Genomic DNA, 19,635 nt, shown 5'->3' with positions numbered 1-19,635 from the left:
AACATGGACTCAGGACTGATTTATGTAACGGGGGCGAGTCGCGGTATTGGAGCGATGATCGCTTATGAGCTGGCCCGCCGTGGCTACGAGGTGGGATGCCTGTCACGCTCGGGCGACAAACCGCATGTTGCCGACGTACCCGATGATATTGCCGCGCGCTGGCATGCGGTGGCCTGCGATGTGACCCATGGCGAGGCGATGAAAGACGCCATGGCGGCGTTGCACAGCAATCTGGGCGTGCCTGTCAGGGGCCTGGTGAACAATGCCGGCCTGCATACCGAGGCGCCCACCATCGATCTGCCGATGGACGAGTTCCGCAAACTGATGGACATCAACGCGGTGTCGCTGCTGCAGGCATGCCAGATCGTGCATCCGCTGCTGAAGAATCAAGGCGGCGGCGTGATCGTCAATATCGGGTCTTTCTACGACAAGCTGGGCGTAAAGCGCAACGTGTCCTATTGCGCGTCGAAGGCGGCAGTAGGCGCGATCACGCGATGCCTGGCGGTCGAGTGGGCCAAGGACGGCATCCAGGTGATCGATGTGGCCCCGGGCTACATCATGACGGACCTGAATCGCGAGGCGATGGAAGCCGGCCCCTTGCGCGCCTATCTGGACAAACGCATTCCCCGCAAACAGCCCGGCGAAGCCCGGGACGTCGCCGTGCTGGTGGCGTCGCTGTTCCAGGAAGGCATGGGCTTTCTCAGCGGGGAGACTATTTACATCGACGGCGCGCAGAGCGTGTCGGTCTGAAGCCGCGCGGCCACGCATGAAAAGTGAAATGATCAAGGAGAAAGCATGAACGTACTGGAACGCCTGGATCAGGCGCTGGCGTTCTCGGAAGAAGAGGGCATGCTGCTCGATTCCGTCCGTGAGTTGGCCAAGAACGAAATCGCGCCGCGTGCCGCGGCCTATGACGAGAAAGGCGAGTTTCCCTGGGAGAACATCAAGGCCATCAATGCGCTGGGCCTGAACGCCATGTTCATCCCCGAAGCCTATGGGGGGATGCCCTTGTCGTACCGGTGCTATCTGGCCTGCGTGCGCGAGATATCCAAAGCCTGCGCCGCCACCGGCATTATCTGGGCCACCAATTTTCACGCGATCAAGCCGGTGATTCAGTATGGATCCGAAGAACTGAAATCCCGCATCCTGCCCCGTATGGCCGAGGGAGCGCTGGCGTCGCTGGTGATCACCGAGCCATCAGCAGGCTCGGACGCAACGGGCATGAAGACACAGTTCCGCGAAGACGGCGATGACATCGTCGTAGACGGACAGAAAATATTCATCAGCAATGGTGATGTAGCGGACGTGTATGTGGTGTTCGGCAAATGGGCGGGCGCCGAAAATGCCAAAGAGGCCATAGGCGCTGTCGTGAGCGAAAAAGGCACGCCGGGGCTGACGGTGACTGGCACCGAGCACAAGATGGGTACGCGGGCCTCTGGCACGGCTTCGTTGTCGTTCGAAGGCTGCCGCATTCCGCGCGGCAATATTCTCGCGCCGATTGGAAAGGGCTTGGGCGTGCTGCTCGGCTCGCTGAACAAATCGCGTCCCAGCGTGGCTGCGCATGCACTTGGCATTGCGCGCGCAGCATTCGAGGACGCCACTGCCTATATCAATGACCGCAAGCAGTCGGGCAAGCGCATCCTCGAATTTCAGGGGATTCAGTTCATGGTGGCCGATCTGGCGGCAGAGCTGGCACTGTGCGAAAGCTGGCTTTGGCATGTTGGCGGCCTCGTGGATCAAGGCGTGGACGACATGGGCATAGAGGCGTCCATCCTCAAGCTCAAGGCGACCGACCTCGCCATGCGCATCACCACGGATGCCGTGCAGCTGCATGGCGGCTATGGCTATTGCCAGGATTTCCGGGCTGAACGCCTGATGCGCGACGCGAAGATCACGCAGATCTGGGAAGGCACGAACCAGATCCATCGACAACTCATCGGCCGCAGCTTTTTGAAAAAGGAAGGGAAATGAGCGAGATAAAGACGGTCGGTGTCGTCGGCAGCGGCACCATGGGCACGGGCATCGCTATCGTGGCTGCCCGAGCGGGATTCAGGACCATCGTGCTCGATGCGCGCCAGGATGCACTGGACAATGCTCGCAAGCAGACCGCGGCATTTCTGGAAAAATCGGTCGCCCGTGGCAAACTGGCAGCAGGCCAGGACGAGGCCATCATGGCACAGTGGAAAGGCACCACGCGAGCCGAGGATCTGGCCGAGTGCGATGTAATCATCGAGGCCGTGTTCGAAGACCTGAAGGTCAAACACGCATTGTTTTCTCAGCTCAACGACATCTGCCCGCCTCACACGCTGTTTGCCTCCAATACGTCAACCATCTCGATCACTGAGATTGCCGGTGGCAGCGGTCGCGCCGATCGCGTGGTGGGCATGCATTTCTGCCTGCCCGCGCAACTGATGAAGCTTGTCGAAATGTCGCCTGGCCTCACCACGTCGGAGGAGACCTTTGCCAAGGCCTGGGCGTTCTGCGAAGCATTGGGGCAAAAGCCCGTCAAGACGCGCGACACCCCGGGATTCATTCTCAACTATTTCCTCATTCCGTGGCACAACGATGTCATCAATATGGTGGACCAGGGTGTGGCCACGCCGGCGGACATAGACCTCGCCGTCAAGACCGCATTGGGCTATCCGCTGGGTCCGCTGGAGCTGCTGGACATGGTTGGTATGGATACGCAGAAGCTCTTGTCCGATGCCATGCACGGCCTCACCAATGAGCCCCGTGCAGCTTGCCCCCCGCTGGTCAAACGCATGATCGGCGCTGGAAAACTCGGCAGAAAATCGGGCGCCGGTTTCCACACCTACGACAGCAACAAGATTTTCGGAGCCTGAGCACATGAGCTATCAAATTATCAAGCGTGGCGAAAGCCAATCTTTTCCTGATGCCCATGCGTTTATTGCGGCTGCTGCCGGCCAAGGCGACGGAGTCGTGCTGATCGGAGACGGCGCAGGCAAGGCGTGGAGCGAAGGCATCGAAGGGGCCGCAGGCAAAGCTTTCGTCGCCATCGAGCTCGATATGGAATGCCTGGGTGTGCACACCGGTGAAGACGAGGGTCCAGCCAATGTGGTCGGATTCGCGCGCTTTAGACTGGGCGACGATGCACCCACCAATCTGGTCGAGCTGGTGAAAAAGCCCTACACAGACGAGGCTGCCGTAAATGCCGCCAGGCAAGCTTTCGAGTCTGCGGGCCTGAAGGTGGCCGTTTGCAATGATTTTCCCGGCCGTATCCTCAATCGCCTGGTGCGTCCATACTACAACGCTGCCCTGCGCCGTCTGGACGACGGCCTGGCCAGCGCGTCGGACATGGACAAGACACTGTGTCTGGGGCTGGGTTATCCCGAGGGCCCGATTTCATTGCTCAAGCGCAGCGGGCTGCACCATCACTATCGCATCACGCAGGCGCTGTACGAGGCGCTGGGCCAGGAACCCTACGCACCCGCACGCCGCGCCCAGGTCGCATGGGCGCGCCACAACAAGGATGCGCCATGACACAACCCTTGAAAGGAATAAAGGTGCTGGACCTGAGCACCTTGCTGCCCGGGCCGATGTGCACGTTGATCCTTGCCGAAGCAGGTGCGGACGTGATCAAAGTGGAGCGCGACGCCGGCGACGAAATGCGCAGCTACGAGCCTCGCTTTGGGGACGATAGCGTCAACTTCGTACTGCTCAATCGCGGCAAGCGTTCGGCATGCTTGAATCTCAAGGCCGAAGCGGATCGCGCGCAGTTGCTGGAGCTGGTGCGCGAAGTGGACATCGTGGTGGAGCAATTCAGGCCGGGTGTCATGAAGCGTCTGGGTCTGGATTACGAAACCCTGTCGCAAATCAATCCGAGGCTGATTTATTGCTCTATCACCACCTATGGGCAGCATGGCCCTAAAGCACTCAGAGCTGCGCATGATCTGAATTTTCAGGCTGAAACCGGCATGCTGGGCCTGTCTGGGGACGCGAGCGGCGCGCCCATCGTGCCACCTACATTGACGGGCGATCTGGCGGGCGGAACGTATCCGGCGGTCATCAACATCTTGCTCGCCCTGCGCCAGCGCGATCTGGATGGAAAGGGACAGCATCTCGATGTTTCCATGACGGACAACCTGTTCACCCTGATGTATTGGGGCCTGGGCAACGGTTGGAGCCAGGGGCAATGGCCACGCGCAGGCAAGGAACTCGTCAGCGGCGGCTCGCCGCGTTACGCCATCTACAAAACGGCCGACGGCAGATTCCTGTCGGCAGCGCCGCTCGAGGACAAGTTCTGGGCTACCTTTTTGTCGCTCATCGAGGCGCCGCAATTGGCTGACGAGAAAGACGATGGGCGCATCGCGGCCGAGGTTGCGCGCATCATTGGGTCGAGATCAGCGGACGAATGGATGCAGCGGTTCGATGGGCATGACGTCTGCGTTTCTGAAGTCGTCAACCTGGAGCAGGCGCTACAGGACCCGCATTTCAAAGCCCGCGGTCTGTTCGAGCGCGAAGTATTGAACAGCAGTGGCGCGTCCATGCCCGCGCTGCCCGTGCCGGTGTGCGCTGCGTTCAGGTCAGACGAGCGCCGCGTTGCGGCGCCGGCGCTGGGCCAGCATACACAACAATTATTCGATGTCGCCACAGGAGACAGCACTAAATGAAAGCGGTCGTTATTCATGAATTCGCCGAGCCCGAAAACCTGAGCGTTGAAGACTTTGCAGAGCCGGTGCCTGGCGAGGGACAAGTGGTGATCTCCGTTACCCATGCCGGCGTCAACTACCCAGATCTGTTGGTAATGACCGGCAAATACCAGAATCTGCCTGCGCGCCCGTTTGTGCCTGGCAAGGACGCTGCAGGCACGATTGCTGTGCTCGGACCTGGTGTACAGGGCCTGAAAGTGGGCGACCGTGTCGTGGCGCAGGTCGAGTTTGGCGCTTTTGCCGAACGTACGCTCGCGGCCGCTGCGTCCTGCTATCCCTTGCCCGATAGCATTTCCGACGCAGATGCCGCGGGCATGGGATTGGTGTATCAAACGGCCTACTTTGCACTGGTGGAACGCGGACAGTTCAAGAAGGGCGAGATCGTCCTGGTCAATGGCGCTGCGGGCGGCGTGGGCGGTGCGGCCATCCAGCTCGTGAAGGCGCTGGGCGGAACAGCCTTGGCTGGCGTGGCGGGCGCAGAGCAGGCCGAGGCTGCGCGAGCCCTGGGTGCCGATCACATCATTGATCTGTCGGCACCAGACTTGCGCGAATCACTGCGGCAGCAGGTATTCGCCTGCACCGGCGGACACGGGGCCGATGTCGTGCTCGATCCCTTGGGTGACGAGATTTTCGACGCTGCGATCCGAGCGGTGGCATGGTGTGGGCGGTTGGTGTGTATTGGCTTTGCCGCAGGCCGTATTCCGACACTGAAGGTGAACTATCTGCTGGTCAAGAACATCGCCGTGTCTGGATTGCAGTGGAGCGATTATCGCGATCGTCAACCGGAGAAAGTACGCGAAGTGCAACGCGTGTTGTATGAGTTGCATGCAAAGGGAGCGCTGCGTCCGCACATTGTGGAAGTATTGCCTTTGGCGCGTTTTTCCGAGCCGCTGCGTGTACTGGCGAATGGAAAGGCAAAGGGCAAGTACGTGCTGCGTCTTTCTTGATCGATAGGCGATTGATCGAGCGGATAATGACAGGTGGCATCCGGCTGCATCGTCTTGTCGACGGCAATATGTTTTCTGGCGCAGTGCATGCAGGTACATCGCGCAGAGAGAAAAATCGCCGGCCTTATGAGCCGGCGATTTCCATGACGCGTCTACTTATGTATCAGAACGGGCAATCCGAACTGAAATTGGGACTGCGCTTTTCAAGAAACGCGTCAATGCCTTCCTTGCCTTCCGGCCCGGCGAAGCCCGTAAATTCAAACGCAAGCGATGCATCGAAAATCGGCATGGCTTGTTTGATCCAGTGATTCAGCATCATCTTCGTCCAACGCTGTGCGGCTGGGGCGCCCTGTGCGAGACGGTTGGCGATTTCCAGCGCGCGCGCTTCTACCTCCTCATCCGGCAGTGCGAGGGACACCAGATTCATGCGCTCTGCCTCTTCACCGGTAATCGTATCCGCCGTAAGCAAGTAGTATTTCGCCTTGGCCATCCCGCAGAGCAGGGGCCAGATGATCGCAGCGTGATCACCTGCGGCTACGCCGATCTTCAGATGGCCGTCAGAGAACTTGGCGTCTTTCGCCGCAATGGACACATCCGCCAGCAGCAGCGTCGCCAGACCGGCGCCCACCGCCCAGCCGCGCGCCGCCGTTACGATCGGTTTGCGGCAGTCCAGCATATTGGTCACCAGATCGCGTGACTCCTTCATCGCCCGCATGCGCAGCGCGTAGTCGTCGCACACCTTGCGCTCGTGCTTCAGGTCGCCACCGGCAGAGAAGGTCTTGCCGTCGCCTGTGAAGATCACCACGTTCACGCTGTCATCGGCGTCTACATCGCGCCAGATTTCCGATACCTCGCGGTGCATCTGGGCGTCCATGGCGCCCATCTTCAGCGGCGAGCGCATGGTGATGCGTAGCACCCGCGGGCTTGGGCGGTCAAAGGCGAGGCGTTCGTAGCGTGCGTAGCGGTCAGTCATCTCGTGTGTCTTCCTTCCATTTGAGAGGGGTGAGCGCCGGGAGGCGCCCGGAATCAATTGTTAAAGATATAGACGCAAAAGGCATGCCAGGTGTAGCGGGATAGGTTTCTCTTGGGGATTTCCCTAGGTGCATGCTCGGGTGCGACCCGGCTACAGAGCGGGATGTGTAATCGGCACGACCAGCGAGAGGCGCCATGTGTCCTCGGAGTGTCCTTATTTTGGGCACATGGCATTCATACTAGGAAGGCCGTTTGGGCGGCGCTCAGGCCGGGGTATAAAACGACGCAAGTTTGTCCAATTTCGCTGTGACGGGCGCGTTGTAGCCTGCGAGGCCGGGTGATGAAATGCACATGTGCCGTCAGGCTATTAACTCACTCGGAGCATTCATTCATGACCGAAACTATCGCCGGTATCCACATTCCAGACAGTGCTATCGCACGCGCCGCCACTCAGCTCGTTCGCGACACAGAGGACGATCTTCTCTATCACCATAGTCGCCGAGTGTTCTGTTGGGGCGCATTGACTGGCGAGCGTCGTGGCCTGGATTTTGATCCGGAGCTGCTGTATCTGGGCGCCATGTTTCACGATATGGGGCTGACAAAAGCATACTCCAGTCCCGACTTGCGCTTCGAAGTCGATGGTGCAAACGCCGCGCGCGACTTTATGCGAAGCTATGACCTTGCCGAACGCGACATCGAAGATGTCTGGACGGCGATCGCACTACATACGACACCAGGAGTCCCCGAACATATGCGACCCACTATTGCCCTGGTAACGGCTGGGGTAGAGATGGATGTGCTGGGCATTGCTTATAACGATTTCACTCATGACCAGCGCGAGCATGTGTGCAAGTGCCATCCACGCGGACTGAACTTCAAAGAAAACATCATTGATCATTTTGCGGACGGCATCCGTCATAAACCGCTGACGACGTTCGGCAACGTGAAGGCTGACGTGCTTGAGGTCAAGGTCCCGGGTTACCAGAGGTTGAATTTCTGCTCGATCATTCGCGGCTCAGCCTGGCCAAGCTGAGCTAATGGGCCAGGTGCTTCTCGAACGCCGCGTGTATACGGAAAATCAGGGTGCGTGGCAGATCTACTTTTCCCACGACGCGTTTGAGGCAAGCTCACTCATTGTCTGAAACTGGCGCGATACTGCGCAGGTGTCACGCCTAGCCGTTCCTTGAAAACAATGCGCATGCGATCCGCGGCGCCGAAACCGCAGGCATAGGCGACTGACTTCAGGGGTCTATCGCTCGCCTCCAGCATCGTGCGCGCAGCATCGACACGTACGCGCTGCACGAATTCGTGCGGCGTTACGCCGGTTTCTTGTGTGAAATGCCGAGTGAGATTACGTGGGCTCATCGATACTTCAGCCGCCAGCGATTCAAGGGTGTGCCGTTTTTCAATGTCTGCAGTGATTAACGTCTGTATCCGCGCTACGGGCGAGTCTGGATCCTCAACTGCAGTCAGGTAGGGACTGAACTGCGATTGGCCACCCTGGCGCTGTGCTACCACGACCAACCGCTTGGCTACGGCCAGAGCAATGTCGCTTCCGTGGAATTCACGGATGAGCGCAAGTGTCATATCTATCCCGGCTGTGACCCCGGCCGACGTGATCAGGCGGCCATCGCGAATGTAGATGGCATCGGCTTCGACGTTTGCCCCAGGGAACATGGCCGCCAATTTACCAGCGTTCTGCCAGTGTGTCGTGACGCGACGCTGCTCGAGCAGTCCTGCGTGGCCCAAGGTAAAGGCGCCGGTGCAGATCGAACCATAGAGATCGGCTTGGCTCGCGGCTCGTTGCAGCCACTCGTTGAGCTGAAAATCCGGCGCGGCGTCTGGTAATCCAGGTCCGCCGGCGACTAGCACGATATCAAACGGTCGCGAGGCTTCGCCAAAGGTCATATCCGCGATCAACTGCATTCGATTGGACGCATGAAGGGGAGCTCGGCTGGCTGCAACGAGGACTACTTCATACCGGTCCTCTTCTTGCAAATGGCCATTGGCCTCATGGAAGGTGTCGACCGGCCCTGCGACGTCCAACGCCTGTACGCCCTCGTGAATGACGATAGCGACCAATCTGCTTTTCATCTTGTGCTCCTTGCGTTGAACAGGATGCTTTTACTTACTGCGCTTGACCATAGCGCGGATCGTTTCCGCCAACTCGTCCTGCGCCTGCTGTTCACTGATGTCACCGACAACGGCCGCCTGAGAAAGCGCATCCGCGGCCCCAAGCATCGCCCACAGACTTGTCTGCGACACGCCTTGTGTACCTGCAAAAGGTGCGAGGATCTGCTTGCACTTTTCGATGAAGGCCAACTGGTACTGGCGCTTGACCGCAGCCAGTTCTGCGGAACCGCTGAGGGCTGCGAGCAGTTCTGGAATCTCGCGTCCCTGGGTCAGCACGCAATTGACGTAGCTGGAGGCGATAACGCGAGCCTTTTCGTTCAGGCTAGGTTTGCTAGCGGCAATTGCTGCATCAATCAGCGCAGTCTGACGGATATCGTAATCCTCATAGAGTGCTGCCAGCAGTCCATTGCGCGTGCCGAAGTGGTCATAGGCCACGGGCTTGGTGACGCCCGCTTCTGCGGCCAGCCGACCCAGTGTCAGCGCATCTGTGCCTTCATCGCCGATCAGTTTCCACGATACATCCAGCAGCTGCCGCAGCCGCTCTTCCTTGGACAGGCGGCGAGGCGAAGCCGCTACAGCCCGGCGTGGGGAAGGTTCCTGTGAACGATTTTTCATACCTGGATTGCCTCTGCCTCTGTAGCGGTATGGGACGCGAAAACCCTGCTACCGATTGCTCGCGCCGTATCGAGGTGCGCCGAGGGGAACCCAGCATCTGACGCAAGCAGCAATTCCGACGTGGCAACACGCGCACCACAATAGCCGAAAATCCCATGGTCGATTTGCGTCTTCATCGCATCGGAGTAACCATGCCGGACATATGTGCGCTGGCTGGCGCCGCCCAGTCCGATCAGATGGATTGGCAGGCGATGCAGTTTCTTGACCAACGTGCCGTCGGCGTCTTCCTCATACGCCCAGCCCTGGGTGAATACCCGGTCGATCCATCCTTTGAGCAATCCAGGGAAAGACCACCAATACACAGGATAGACCAATACCAGAGCGTCCGCGCGGTCGATGCGTGCGTGTTCCGCCGCGACGTCGAGTGGGGGCGCCGCTTCCTTCAAATGCAGGGCTACGTCCGTCTGGCTAAACCGCGGGTCAAAGCCCTCTGCAGCCAGATCGGCGATTTCGAATGAGTCCTGAGGGTTTGAGGCGGCGATGCCCTCTGCTATCTGGGCGGCGACCGCATGGGTCAACGATGCTGGGTCAGGATGTGCGACGACGATAAGGGCATGCATGGTTCATTGCTCCACAGAGAGTTTACCTACCAATAGTAACCTACTAATGGTAAGTTGTGTTCTTTATTTGAGGGAGCGGGAAATTGATCGTTGCATGGGCAAGGAGCACGGGGCCGTCCGCTGCCGCATGCTTGGTAGTACGCATAGCGTTTCGCGTATTTCGTGGCGCATCGCATTTCATCCGGTTTTGACCCAATCTGAAAAAAGCCTGCCCCGTCTTGTCAATCGACTTTGACCAGGACTCCTAAAGTGCTCCCAACCGGTGTTCGCAACTGAGCCCACCCCTGCACTAAGTTTAGAAAGGAGTTCGTCATGAACGATCAAAGCACGATCCAACCCTGGCAATGGCCGGAACAGGAATGGCGGCGTTTAGTCAGCCGCGTCAGAGCAGGGCGGCGGCTACGTCCGCAGAAATGGAAAAACGGTGCACAACTAGCTATCGCATTGGCCTTCGACTCAGATCATGAGACCAACGAACTGCGCGACGGTGGCCGCTCGATCAATCGTCTTGCCTGGGGCCAATATGGTCATCGAGTCGGTGTCCCTCGTATTTTGGATCTGCTGGAAAAACACGCGATTCCGGCCAGCTTCTATGTGCCGGCCGTGACCGCTTTGCTATACCCTGAAGAACAGAAAAAGGTAATCGCTGCGGGACACGAAATCGGCATCCATGGCTGGATTCACGAGTTGAACTCCAACCTCAGCATGGAGGACGAGCGCGATCTGATGCTGCGTTCGCTCGACGCGCTGGAAAAGGTGACGGGCAGACGCCCCACGGGTTTTCGTTCGCCCTCGGCGGACTTCTCCGAAAATACGTTGCATCTGTTGCGCGAGCTGGGCATTTCGTACGATTCGTCGCTGGGAGCCGATGACGATTGCTACGAGCTGGAGATGCACGGAGAGGCCACCGGCATCGTCGAAATCCCCTTCGATTGGGTGCGCGATGACGCAGTCTATTTCCTGATGCACAGGTTCCAGGGCCTGCGCCCCTACACGCCGCCGGCTGACGTGTTTGACATCTTCAAGCGTGAATTGGACGCCGCCTATACAGAAGGTGGTCTGTTCGAACTCACTATGCATCCGCATGTGATCACCAACCGCTCTCGGATTTGGATCCTGGACGAGTTAATAAAGTACGCCAAGACGCTGCCGGGCGGGGTCTGGTTTGCGCGCCATGACGAGATCGTTGCTTATGTATTGGCGCACGGAGAAAGATAATGACATCACCTTTGCGAGTCTTTGTAGCGGGGTTCAAGCACGAAACCAACACTTTCGCTGCGCATTTCGCCGATTGGGCCGCGTTCGAGCGTGGAGAGAGCTTTCCTCCTCCCACTCATGGCGAGCTCATGCTTGATATGGTGAAGAAAGTCGAGATTTCCGCGACGGGCTTCGCACGTCAGGCGCAACAGCGCGGCTGGACCCTGGTGCCTAGTCTGTGGTGCGGGGCGGTGCCTTCTTCCTATGTTACCGACGAGGCATTCGAGCGTATTTGTGAAACGATCGTGACCGACGCGCAACGTCTGGACTACGACGCGATTTATCTCGAGCTGCATGGCGCCGCGATGGCGCAATCGTTTGACGACGCCGAAGGTGAGCTGTTGACACGCATTCGTCGAGTGGTAGGGCCGTCAATTCCTATTGTGGTCAGTCTGGATTTGCATGCGAACGTCACAAAGGTCATGCTTGAACAAGCGGATGGCTTGGTCGCGTTTCGTACCTATCCACACATCGACTACGTAAAAACCGGCGAGCGGGCCGCCGAACTGCTCGAACGATACTTGCACAACGTCGGACGTGAGAAGCTAAGCGTCGAACGGCTACCGTATCTGATTCCGGTTAATTCTCAGGGCACCGCATCCGACCCGGCAAAAGGCGCCTATGAGTTGCTGAACGAGATAGACAAACGCTTGGGCACGATGACCAGTTTTTGTATGGGATTCCCGTCCTCGGATTTCGAAGAGTGCGCTCCCGTATTGTGGTCTCATGGCGACCGAGCGGAGGAAGCCGTCGCTACTTTGCTAAAGCGGGTCGCGGAGCCCTCGCAATGGCGCTTAAAGGCATTGAAAGCAAGGGAGGCTGTCGTCTCCGGCCTGGAGCGCGCCGCGTCAGCTCGTCGCGCCATTGTGATCGCTGATACGCAAGACAATCCTGGCATTGGCGGCACCAGTTCGACGACCGGCATGTTGCACGCGTTGCTGGACACCAACGCCGGCAACGTGTTTCCGAGGCGTGTGGCGCTGGGCGTCCTTTATGATCCCCAGGCCGCCGCTGCTGCGCACCGTGCCGGAGTAGGGCAGACTCTGGAAATCGAAATCGGGGAATCCATCGAAACGCCGACGGGACAGAGTGAGCCCCCTGTTTCTGGGACCTTTCGCGTCCTCGCCTTGTCGGATGGTGTGACGACGTTCAAGGGGCCCAAAATGACCGGGTTTCAAACCCGGCTCGGGCCGAGCGCTTGTCTGGAAATCGAAGGCGTCCTGATTGTCGTGGCGAGCGGCCGGATCGGCGCCCAGGACCGCGAGCTGTTCCGGATGGTGGGTATCAACCCGGAAGAAATGAAGATCATTGTAGTCAAGAGCACTCAGCATTTCCGAGCCGATTTTGAAGCGGTCGTGGAAACCCCTGACACCGATATTCTGTATGCCTTGGCGCCCGGTATGCTGGCGGCTGACCCGGGCGATCTGCCCTGGAAAAAGCTTTCACCTGCCACGCGGGTTCGTCCCTGAAGCCTTGGTGCAGGCATCCGCCTCTGGGGGGTACGTCTTAGCCCTCTTGCGATATCGATATCGTGCCCATCCGACTCAGTGATTCCCCCAATATGGCTTGTCCCAATTTGACAAATGCATGTCCCATTCGGACAAGTCAGCTTCAGCAGCTGGATCACTATGACACCTAAGGGCGACCCACCATCCCGGCAGTTAAGAAGCACAAATCGGAAGATGGCAGTGCCCTCAAAAGAAACAAGAACGCTGGTCCTAACCAACCTTTCGAGGGCGAAATGTCTACACAAACACCCGCGGTCAATGCTGCCGCTCACCCCGGGACGTCTGACGCGACGACTAGGCGCAGCATAGCGAGCGTGCGCACGATTCTGGCGCCAGTAATGGGCAATATATTGGAGTGGTACGACTTCGCAGTCTATGCGTTCGTTGCCGGTCTGATTGCAAAGAACTTCTTCCCTTCCAGCGACTCTGCGACGGCCTTGTTGGCATCATTTGCCGTATTCGGCGTCGGGTTTGTGGCCCGCCCTCTGGGCAGTATCATCATTGGCCGCATCGGCGATACCCGAGGCCGCAAGGCTGCGTTGCTACTGACGGTCTATATGATGGCTGCCGGCACGCTGCTGTTGGCGATACTGCCTACATACGCCAGTGCGGGCATCATCGCGCCAGCATTGCTGGTTTTGGCGCGTCTGCTGCAGGGGTTCTCGGCAGGTGGTGAATGGAGTGGGGCGATCAGCTTCATTGTCGAATGGGCACCCGAACGACGTCGCGGCCTGTACGGCAGCCTGCACATGGTCGGCGTCGTTGGCGGCCTGTTGTTGGGGTCTGGTGTGGCCGCTGTGCTCAATTCACTGCTAACGCCCGAGGAAATGCTTCAGTGGGGATGGCGCATGCCCTTTATCATCGGCTGCGTCATCGGACCCTTTGCACTGTGGATGCGCCGATCCATCGACGAGACTCCAGCTTTCGAACAAGCGGCAGCGTTGCAGGCACGCCCGGTTCCCATGCTGCAGGATGGCGCGGGATTCAGGCTAGCGGTCAGAGCATGTGGCATGTCGGTGCTGTCCAATGTCAGCTTCTACATACTGTTGTTCTACATGCCCACATGGGTGACATCGAATCTACAGGTGACGGCATCCGAGGCATTGTGGGCCAATACCGTGGGACTATTGTTGCTGGCGGTGCTGACGCCGGTGTTTGGCCAGATATCCGATCTGATAGGCCGCAAGACCGTCCTGATGTTCTCCTGCGTGTTTGCATTGCTCGCCTCTTACCCGGCCTTTAACCATCTGGTGTCGTTGACGCCTGCAACATTAAAAGACCTGCTGTTGGTGCAATGCATATTCTCGGTGATCCTTGCGGCCATCGCAGGTGGATTGCCTACGACGTTGGTCGAGATGTTCCCGACTCGCAATCGCACGACTTGGATGAGCATCGGATACGGTGTCTCGGTGACATTATTTGGAGGCTTTGCGCCATTCGTTGCAGTGTGGTTGATTCAGAGATTCGAGACGCCGATTGCACCCGTTTACTACCTGATGGGCGGTGCATTGCTGTCAGGCATAGTCACACTGTTCGCGCGAGAAACCGCCTTTGCCAAACTGAAGTGATCGCCAGCCGGGCCGTGCCCGTGCGGAGCAGGCTGAACGCAGTAGCCGATCTATTATTATTCCTACTGCCATCGGCCCCGTCGGTTGGGAAATAAGCAATGGAAGCGCGAAACAGAAGAACGATCCGCAGCGCCACGCTGGTCGGTTTTCCCGATGCCGCCGGCGCGGTGGGATTGGATCCTGCGAAAATGTTGGCCGGCGTGGGCCTGGATATCGCCTGTATGGAGGATCTGGAAACTCAGATCTCCTTCGACGCTTTCTTGAAACTCTTGGCCGAGTGCGCTCGAGCATCCGGTTGTCCGGACTTTGCGACGCGCGCTGCGATTCAGCGCGGCGTCCCTAATTTGGGTGAGGTCACGCTGCTAATGCGCGAGGCTGAAACCGTCGAGCAGGCGATCAATTTCTACACGTCTCATTTGACGCTGCATGCCGACGGGACGTTTATTCAGTTGGATAAACGTTTTCAGAATCCTCTGGTAGTGATCGAAATATCGGCACGCACACGAGAGGAGTCCTTTCAATGTACCCAGTATGCATTAGTGGGTGTGACGATGCTGGTGCGTTGGTTGCTGGGCGAAGACTTTCAACCCGACATGATTGCACTCGCATTTGCCAAGCCGGCCAATATGCGGGCGTTTCAGCGTTTTTTTAAATGCCCCGTGCAGTACAAACAGGTTTTGTCGGGGCTGGTCATTAATGAAAGCATCCTGCAACGCACGCCGGTGACGTCATCTCCATTTCTGAGACGCCTCGCCATGCAACAGCTGAATCCCATCATGAAACGCTCGGTGGCCAGTTTCTCGAACAAGGTTGAGCGGCAGATGAGAAAGATGTTGGATGAGGGAGGGTGTGATGCGGAATCCTTGGCTGCCCATTTCAATATGGACCGCAGAACGGTGAGTCGGCATTTGTCGAGCGAAGGGGTGACGTTTTCGCAGATTCTCCAATGCGTGCGAGCGGATATTGCGACTCGTGCGTTGGCAGAGACTGGCAGTTCGCTAGCCATGATCGCCGACCAAACCGGTTTTGAAAGCCTGAGCTCATTTTCTCGTTGGTTTCAGCGATCGTTCGGTTGCAGCGCTACCCAATGGCGCAGTCAACAGGCCGCACGAGATTCTGCGGAAGCTGGCGCCCTAATGAGCCTGGATAAACAACGCTAGCCGATGTATGTTGTAGTGCAGCCGCTGTAAGAGGGCATGACCGTCTCTGCCTCAATGGAACCGCTCGCCGCGCTCAAGCTGGGCAAGGATTTTTGCCAACCGCCTGGCGCGTGTTTCGGGACGCTTAGCCGTGTGAAGCCGATAGTAGATCGCATAGAGGTTCTTGCGATCCAATGTCTGGAAAAAGGCCAGGGCGGCAGGCATTGCCTCCAGAGCATCCAGAAAGTCTTGCGGGATGGTCATGGCGGCGGATCCTTCGTAGGCGCTATCCCATTGACCGCCAGCCTTTGCCGCCTCGACATGGGCGAGGCCCGCAGGCGTCATCCGCCCCTCTTCGATGAGCCGAGTTGCATGCTCGCGGTTCTTGGCAGACCAGTTTGACTTCTGCTTTCGAGGCGTTAGGCGTTGCATAAACGAAACCTCATCTAGCGGCAGCTTTTGCCCGTCGATCCAGCCAAAGCGGATGGCTTCGATCACGCAGTCTGTCCAGGTGACCGATTGCTTGCCAGATCCTTTCTTGAATATCTGCACCCACACCTCGCTACTGTGCTGATGATGACTCATCAACCACTCGCTCAATTCTGCAGAGTTCCGGAAGGCGATTGGTTTGGGTTTGCTCTGGGACATGCCATGAGGTTAGCAGAACTGAGAGCATGGCGGGTTATGTTGCTCCGACGGGAATGGCCTTATGGGAGCTCGTCACTCAATTAGCCTGCGTGAGCAGCGATCAAAAGCATCATAGGACGCTCTAATTCCTCGGCGAGACCAGGGTTCTCCTGAATCTGAACCGGCGTTGGCGCGAATTCCTCAACCTGATCGATCTGAAAGCCATTCCGGATGAGCGTATTCAACGTCGTTCCAAGCATCCGGTGATATTTCAGGACCCCATCGGCGAACCAATTGGTGCGACGCTCGCCTTCAATCGCATAGCCATTCACCGGCCATGTCTTGCGACCTCGGCCATCCTCGATCCAGTTCGGTTGCGACGCGGCCATGAAGATCGGATGCTCAATGGTGAATACCAACGCGCCGCCAGGTACCAAGGCCCGATGCATCGTGCCGACGAGACGATCAAAGTCTTCGACATAATGAAAGGTGAGGGCGCTGTAGACCAGTTCGAAGCTGCGAGCCGGCAGTTCGAGTGTGTTGAGGTCGGCAATACGATATTCGATTGCATCATCGCGTGTATCCGCGCGGGCGCGATTGATCATATTCTCCGATAGGTCATATCCGACTACCGAGGTAGCTCCATTCTCGCGCATCCAACGGGACGCCCACCCAAACCCGCAGCCGAGATCAGCGACACGCTTGCCCTGCAGCGATGGCAGCATTGCTTTGATAGCGCCCCATTCGGGAGCACCCTCCAACCCGTGGACCTGTCTGGGCAGTTGACTGTATTTGGCGAAGAACCGCGGATCGTCGTATATGTTCTGTGCCATGTTTGCTTCCTTTGAAAGATTGGACGAGGCGTTAGCGGCTCCGATCGGCGAGCTGCGCGCCGCGGTCAACGGACGTTCGTTTTATGAATACGCTCATCCCGCTCCGTCTACGAATAGCGCAACTACCATATCGAATTCTTGCCGTAGATCAAGACGAGGCTCCATGAGCCAACGCATCAGGGCACCCAGATACAAATAGTGGAAATAAGTCCCAAGCTGCTCTGCTGGACGATCAGTGCGTAGCTCTCCGCGCTCCTGCGCTGCGGCGATCAGCATCTGCCAGACGGGCAAGATGCCTGTGTCCTTGTCCGCCGCCGCGCTCGGATCGAAAGTCGCAAACTTGTGCCGGATGTAAGGCAGCAAGTAATCCGTGTGCTGCTCGCACCATTGCGCAGACAGGTGCAGCAAGCGCAACATACTACCGCGGAAGCCGGCTTGGCTATCAATGCGGAAATTCCGCTGTGCCAGATCATTTGCCAACTCGTCCTCCAGCACACGCTCCAGCAACGTCTCCTTTACAGGAAAGTATTTGTACAAAGTGCGTTTGGATACGGCAGCCTCGCCGGCGATCTGCTCCATCGTCACGTGCACATAGCCATGCGATTGGAACAGTTGCTGAGCAACACGCTGGATGTGCGCGGGAATCTCTGCGCGGCGGTCGGGGCGTATGAGCTTGCGTGGCATGCGTAATGATGTTGCGGCGAGTGAAAAATGATATGCTAAAAGTATACGTCGTTTACTTTAACGTTGAAAGCCCATGAAAATAGTCGTCCTGACATACGGCACCGACGGGGATACGCGTCCGTTGATTGCGTTGAGCCACGCCTTGATGCAATCCGGGCACGAGGTTTCCTTGCTGGGAGAGGCGCGATCACTGGATTTGGCGCATCGGCTCGCGGTGCCGGCGGCGCCTTTGGCAGGCGATATTCGAGCGCTGTTTACCCGATGGAGCCAGTCGGGCGCACGAGGCACAGCCAAGGCGCTCGTAGAGTTGACCAATGCGAACGCTGGGGCGTGGATGGCACAGACGTTCGAGGCTGCGCAGGGCTGCGATGCCATCGTGGTGTCGGGGCTGACTGGCTTTGTTGGGCTCTCCGTTGCAGAACGTTTAGGAGTTCCGGCGATCGGCGCGGGGATGATCCCGCTGACGCCATCGAGAGAATTTCCTTCCCCTTTTTTACCGTCCGCGTGGGTTCCCGAACGATTGAACCGAGCTAGCCTTGTCCTGACGAACCAACTGCTGTGGTTGGGCCTCAGGAAAGCACTCAATCGTGCCAGAGCCGATGTGCTCGGGCTGCCGCCCAAGGCAAAGCTTTGGACGGAACATCCGATGCTGTACGGCATTTCACCCACGCTATTGCCACAGCCTAAAGACTGGCCGGACAACGCCGTAATGTGTGGTCAATGGGTGCCGTCGCACGGTACAGACTTCATTCCACCAGCCGAGTTGACGCAGTTTCTCGCCAACGGTCCGGCGCCTGTCTATGTGGGTTTCGGCAGCATGACTGGCATCGATCTGCCGAAGATGCTTGAAACTGTCATCAAAGCATTGAACGGCCGTCGTGCCGTGGTTTGGCCGGGGTGGAGTGACATCGGATCGATGACGCTTCCGGAAAATATTCTGCGCATTGATGCCATGCCGCATGACTGGCTATTCCCCAGAATGGCTGCCGTGATACACCATGGTGGTTCGGGGACATCGCATTCAGCTGCGAGGGCAGGCAAGCCGTCTATTGTCATGCCCTTTGCAGGAGATCAGTTTTTTTGGGCGGATCGGCTGTATGGGCTGGGAGTAGCGGCGCCTGCGGTGTCGACTGCTCGCTTGAATGCTGCGGCTCTTGCCGATGCTATTTCATTTGTGGAGCAGCCCGCCGTTGTTGATCGTGCCGGCGTTGTGGGGCGGGCTATGGCTCGCGAAGACGGATTGGCGGTGGGCGTACGGATGGTCGAGGGATTCCTTGCTCTTGGATCCGATGGGGCGCGGGGAAATTAGTTTCTGGGTCAAATGGTGACAGCAGAAATTTACGGCGCGCTCCCGGCCGAAAGCGTGGCGCGCCACGCGCTGGCCAACCATGGTTGCTGGTCCCGGGGTAAACCGGCGGGACGGTAGTAGTGCGTGATTTCAGTGAAGCCGGCGTTTTCCACATAGCGGCGCCAACTGTCGATGTCATGATATGCACCGTAGCGGCCGCGATTCCAGCCTTCCTCATTGGCGCCTCGGGGATTGGATGCAAACAGGACGCCGCCAATTTTCAGTGCGGCAGGTAGATTGGCGAGCACGCGCGGGAGCTCCTGGGTGGGAACATGAAACAGCGATGCATTGGCGTAGATGCCATCGAAGTAGGCGGTCGGCAGATTGAGCGCTAGAAAATCTTGATGCCATACCTCGCAGCCTGATGACTCGCGCGCCATCTCTACGAACCGGCTTGCGCCTTCCAGTCCGATGGCATGATGACCGCGCGCCGCGAAAACGCGGAGGTCCCGTCCCGGTCCACAGCCGAAATCCAGGATGCGATACGGTGGCGGGCCCTGAATATTGTCCAGCAATGCAGCGATGTTTTGGCTGACGTCGTGATCAAGCGTACCGGCGCGGAATTCTTCGGCGCGATCTTCGTAATGGCGCAGCGTCTGTTGTGAGATTAGGTTCAGGTCATCGGCACTGAAGGGCATGCGGGGCCTCGCGGTAGAAAGGGAGCCCGAGGCAATTGTTGCACGACTGACTGGGCGGGGCCAGGCTCCAACAGTT

Annotated in this window: 20 protein-coding genes; 12 read left to right on the top strand and 8 right to left on the bottom strand. The window is 58.2% G+C overall.

Annotated elements, in window-relative coordinates; all coding sequences use genetic code 11:
- Positions 1–3: 3 nt before the first annotated feature.
- The 6 genes from CAL20_RS23605 to CAL20_RS23580 are packed head-to-tail and all read left to right on the top strand — an operon-like array spanning position 4 to position 5,617.
- Complete coding sequence (locus CAL20_RS23605) at positions 4–750, top strand: SDR family NAD(P)-dependent oxidoreductase (RefSeq protein ID WP_094839201.1); 747 nt, start codon at positions 4–6, stop codon at positions 748–750.
- A 45-nt stretch (positions 751–795) separates the two neighbouring features.
- A complete protein-coding gene (locus CAL20_RS23600; RefSeq protein WP_094839200.1) occupies positions 796–1,971 on the top strand; it encodes an acyl-CoA dehydrogenase family protein in 1,176 nt (391 codons plus the stop codon).
- Positions 1,968–2,843 carry a 3-hydroxyacyl-CoA dehydrogenase family protein gene (locus CAL20_RS23595; RefSeq protein WP_094839199.1) on the top strand — a complete coding sequence of 292 codons (876 nt, stop codon included), beginning with the start codon at positions 1,968–1,970 and terminating at the stop codon, positions 2,841–2,843. Before CAL20_RS23600 ends, CAL20_RS23595 begins: the two co-directional genes overlap by 4 nt.
- Positions 2,844–2,847: 4 nt before the next feature.
- Entirely contained in the window at positions 2,848–3,501 is a 654-nt protein-coding gene (locus CAL20_RS23590; protein WP_094839198.1) for a 3-hydroxyacyl-CoA dehydrogenase family protein, read from the top strand.
- On the top strand, positions 3,498–4,631 hold the full coding sequence (locus CAL20_RS23585; RefSeq protein WP_094839302.1) for a CaiB/BaiF CoA transferase family protein: 1,134 nt from the start codon (positions 3,498–3,500) through the stop codon (positions 4,629–4,631). Before CAL20_RS23590 ends, CAL20_RS23585 begins: the two co-directional genes overlap by 4 nt.
- Positions 4,628–5,617: an NADPH:quinone oxidoreductase family protein gene (locus CAL20_RS23580; RefSeq protein ID WP_094839197.1), complete on the top strand. Its 990-nt coding sequence runs from the start codon at positions 4,628–4,630 to the stop codon at positions 5,615–5,617. Before CAL20_RS23585 ends, CAL20_RS23580 begins: the two co-directional genes overlap by 4 nt.
- 163 nt (positions 5,618–5,780) lie before the next feature.
- Here CAL20_RS23580 and CAL20_RS23575 read toward each other — a convergent pair whose 3' ends face one another.
- Complete coding sequence (locus CAL20_RS23575) at positions 5,781–6,590, bottom strand: enoyl-CoA hydratase/isomerase family protein (RefSeq protein WP_094823530.1); 810 nt, start codon at positions 6,588–6,590, stop codon at positions 5,781–5,783.
- A 390-nt stretch (positions 6,591–6,980) separates the two neighbouring features.
- Between CAL20_RS23575 and CAL20_RS23570 the strand changes: the two genes are divergently transcribed.
- Positions 6,981–7,622 (top strand): HD domain-containing protein, encoded by a 642-nt coding sequence (locus CAL20_RS23570; protein ID WP_094839196.1) that lies wholly within the window; start codon positions 6,981–6,983, stop codon positions 7,620–7,622.
- Between the two features lie 98 nt (positions 7,623–7,720).
- Here the strand turns inward: CAL20_RS23570 and CAL20_RS23565 are convergent, their stop codons facing one another.
- Genes CAL20_RS23565 through CAL20_RS23555 form a run of 3 tightly spaced genes read right to left on the bottom strand, consistent with a single transcriptional unit; the run spans position 7,721 to position 9,957 of the window.
- Positions 7,721–8,683, bottom strand: a complete 963-nt coding sequence (locus CAL20_RS23565) for a GlxA family transcriptional regulator (protein WP_094839195.1) — start codon at positions 8,681–8,683, stop codon at positions 7,721–7,723.
- A gap of 30 nt (positions 8,684–8,713) precedes the next feature.
- On the bottom strand, positions 8,714–9,337 hold the full coding sequence (locus CAL20_RS23560) for a TetR/AcrR family transcriptional regulator (RefSeq protein ID WP_094823527.1): 624 nt from the start codon (positions 9,335–9,337) through the stop codon (positions 8,714–8,716).
- On the bottom strand, positions 9,334–9,957 hold the full coding sequence (locus CAL20_RS23555; protein ID WP_094839194.1) for an NAD(P)H-dependent oxidoreductase: 624 nt from the start codon (positions 9,955–9,957) through the stop codon (positions 9,334–9,336). Before CAL20_RS23555 ends, CAL20_RS23560 begins: the two co-directional genes overlap by 4 nt.
- A 312-nt stretch (positions 9,958–10,269) precedes the next feature.
- On the opposite strand from CAL20_RS23555, the gene CAL20_RS23550 reads away from it, so the two are divergent.
- The 4 genes from CAL20_RS23550 to CAL20_RS23535 all read left to right on the top strand — a co-directional run bounded on the left by CAL20_RS23550 (position 10,270) and on the right by CAL20_RS23535 (position 15,450).
- Positions 10,270–11,175, top strand: coding sequence for a polysaccharide deacetylase family protein (locus CAL20_RS23550; RefSeq protein ID WP_094839193.1), 906 nt, complete (start codon positions 10,270–10,272; stop codon positions 11,173–11,175).
- The gene (locus tag CAL20_RS23545; RefSeq protein WP_094839192.1) at positions 11,175–12,683 is read left to right on the top strand and encodes a M81 family metallopeptidase; all 1,509 of its coding nucleotides are present in this window, start codon (positions 11,175–11,177) and stop codon (positions 12,681–12,683) included. The genes CAL20_RS23550 and CAL20_RS23545 overlap by 1 nt, the downstream gene beginning before the upstream one ends.
- A gap of 272 nt (positions 12,684–12,955) precedes the next feature.
- Positions 12,956–14,290: an MFS transporter gene (locus CAL20_RS23540; RefSeq protein ID WP_094839191.1), complete on the top strand. Its 1,335-nt coding sequence runs from the start codon at positions 12,956–12,958 to the stop codon at positions 14,288–14,290.
- A gap of 98 nt (positions 14,291–14,388) precedes the next feature.
- Positions 14,389–15,450 carry an AraC family transcriptional regulator gene (locus CAL20_RS23535; protein ID WP_094839190.1) on the top strand — a complete coding sequence of 354 codons (1,062 nt, stop codon included), beginning with the start codon at positions 14,389–14,391 and terminating at the stop codon, positions 15,448–15,450.
- A 51-nt stretch (positions 15,451–15,501) separates the two neighbouring features.
- On the opposite strand, the gene CAL20_RS23530 is transcribed toward CAL20_RS23535, so the two are convergent.
- The 3 genes from CAL20_RS23530 to CAL20_RS23520 all read right to left on the bottom strand — a co-directional run bounded on the left by CAL20_RS23530 (position 15,502) and on the right by CAL20_RS23520 (position 17,573).
- Positions 15,502–16,077, bottom strand: coding sequence for a YdeI/OmpD-associated family protein (locus CAL20_RS23530; RefSeq protein WP_094839189.1), 576 nt, complete (start codon positions 16,075–16,077; stop codon positions 15,502–15,504).
- Positions 16,078–16,157: 80 nt separating this feature from the next.
- Positions 16,158–16,889, bottom strand: coding sequence for a class I SAM-dependent methyltransferase (locus CAL20_RS23525; RefSeq protein WP_094839188.1), 732 nt, complete (start codon positions 16,887–16,889; stop codon positions 16,158–16,160).
- Positions 16,890–16,982: 93 nt separating this feature from the next.
- Positions 16,983–17,573 (bottom strand): TetR/AcrR family transcriptional regulator, encoded by a 591-nt coding sequence (locus tag CAL20_RS23520; protein ID WP_094839187.1) that lies wholly within the window; start codon positions 17,571–17,573, stop codon positions 16,983–16,985.
- 73 nt (positions 17,574–17,646) lie between these two features.
- Here CAL20_RS23520 and CAL20_RS23515 point away from each other — a divergent pair, with 73 nt between their 5' ends.
- Positions 17,647–18,882: a glycosyltransferase gene (locus CAL20_RS23515; RefSeq protein WP_094839186.1), complete on the top strand. Its 1,236-nt coding sequence runs from the start codon at positions 17,647–17,649 to the stop codon at positions 18,880–18,882.
- Positions 18,883–18,911: 29 nt separating this feature from the next.
- Here CAL20_RS23515 and CAL20_RS23510 read toward each other — a convergent pair whose 3' ends face one another.
- Positions 18,912–19,559 carry a class I SAM-dependent methyltransferase gene (locus tag CAL20_RS23510; protein WP_094839185.1) on the bottom strand — a complete coding sequence of 216 codons (648 nt, stop codon included), beginning with the start codon at positions 19,557–19,559 and terminating at the stop codon, positions 18,912–18,914.
- Positions 19,560–19,635 lie beyond the last annotated feature (76 nt).

Origin of the sequence: Bordetella genomosp. 4, assembly GCF_002261185.1 — a bacterium.
In the GTDB taxonomy this organism is placed as follows: Bacteria; Pseudomonadota; Gammaproteobacteria; order Burkholderiales; family Burkholderiaceae_B; genus Bordetella_A.
The sequence above is the reverse complement of the archived record's forward strand: the minus strand, read 5'-3'. Positions and strand labels throughout refer to the sequence as shown.

What these genes read in the sequence shown, in the direction of transcription:
- CAL20_RS23605 (WP_094839201.1), top strand. Translation starts at nt 4, where the DNA reads ATGGACTCAGGACTGATTTATGTAACGGGGGCGAGTCGCGGTATTGGA.
- CAL20_RS23600 (WP_094839200.1), top strand. Translation starts at nt 796, where the DNA reads ATGAACGTACTGGAACGCCTGGATCAGGCGCTGGCGTTCTCGGAAGAA.
- CAL20_RS23595 (WP_094839199.1), top strand. Translation starts at nt 1,968, where the DNA reads ATGAGCGAGATAAAGACGGTCGGTGTCGTCGGCAGCGGCACCATGGGC.
- CAL20_RS23590 (WP_094839198.1), top strand. Translation starts at nt 2,848, where the DNA reads ATGAGCTATCAAATTATCAAGCGTGGCGAAAGCCAATCTTTTCCTGAT.
- CAL20_RS23585 (WP_094839302.1), top strand. Translation starts at nt 3,498, where the DNA reads ATGACACAACCCTTGAAAGGAATAAAGGTGCTGGACCTGAGCACCTTG.
- CAL20_RS23580 (WP_094839197.1), top strand. Translation starts at nt 4,628, where the DNA reads ATGAAAGCGGTCGTTATTCATGAATTCGCCGAGCCCGAAAACCTGAGC.
- CAL20_RS23575 (WP_094823530.1), bottom strand. Translation starts at nt 6,590, where the DNA reads ATGACTGACCGCTACGCACGCTACGAACGCCTCGCCTTTGACCGCCCA.
- CAL20_RS23570 (WP_094839196.1), top strand. Translation starts at nt 6,981, where the DNA reads ATGACCGAAACTATCGCCGGTATCCACATTCCAGACAGTGCTATCGCA.
- CAL20_RS23565 (WP_094839195.1), bottom strand. Translation starts at nt 8,683, where the DNA reads ATGAAAAGCAGATTGGTCGCTATCGTCATTCACGAGGGCGTACAGGCG.
- CAL20_RS23560 (WP_094823527.1), bottom strand. Translation starts at nt 9,337, where the DNA reads ATGAAAAATCGTTCACAGGAACCTTCCCCACGCCGGGCTGTAGCGGCT.
- CAL20_RS23555 (WP_094839194.1), bottom strand. Translation starts at nt 9,957, where the DNA reads ATGCATGCCCTTATCGTCGTCGCACATCCTGACCCAGCATCGTTGACC.
- CAL20_RS23550 (WP_094839193.1), top strand. Translation starts at nt 10,270, where the DNA reads ATGAACGATCAAAGCACGATCCAACCCTGGCAATGGCCGGAACAGGAA.
- CAL20_RS23545 (WP_094839192.1), top strand. Translation starts at nt 11,175, where the DNA reads ATGACATCACCTTTGCGAGTCTTTGTAGCGGGGTTCAAGCACGAAACC.
- CAL20_RS23540 (WP_094839191.1), top strand. Translation starts at nt 12,956, where the DNA reads ATGTCTACACAAACACCCGCGGTCAATGCTGCCGCTCACCCCGGGACG.
- CAL20_RS23535 (WP_094839190.1), top strand. Translation starts at nt 14,389, where the DNA reads ATGGAAGCGCGAAACAGAAGAACGATCCGCAGCGCCACGCTGGTCGGT.
- CAL20_RS23530 (WP_094839189.1), bottom strand. Translation starts at nt 16,077, where the DNA reads ATGTCCCAGAGCAAACCCAAACCAATCGCCTTCCGGAACTCTGCAGAA.
- CAL20_RS23525 (WP_094839188.1), bottom strand. Translation starts at nt 16,889, where the DNA reads ATGGCACAGAACATATACGACGATCCGCGGTTCTTCGCCAAATACAGT.
- CAL20_RS23520 (WP_094839187.1), bottom strand. Translation starts at nt 17,573, where the DNA reads ATGCCACGCAAGCTCATACGCCCCGACCGCCGCGCAGAGATTCCCGCG.
- CAL20_RS23515 (WP_094839186.1), top strand. Translation starts at nt 17,647, where the DNA reads ATGAAAATAGTCGTCCTGACATACGGCACCGACGGGGATACGCGTCCG.
- CAL20_RS23510 (WP_094839185.1), bottom strand. Translation starts at nt 19,559, where the DNA reads ATGCCCTTCAGTGCCGATGACCTGAACCTAATCTCACAACAGACGCTG.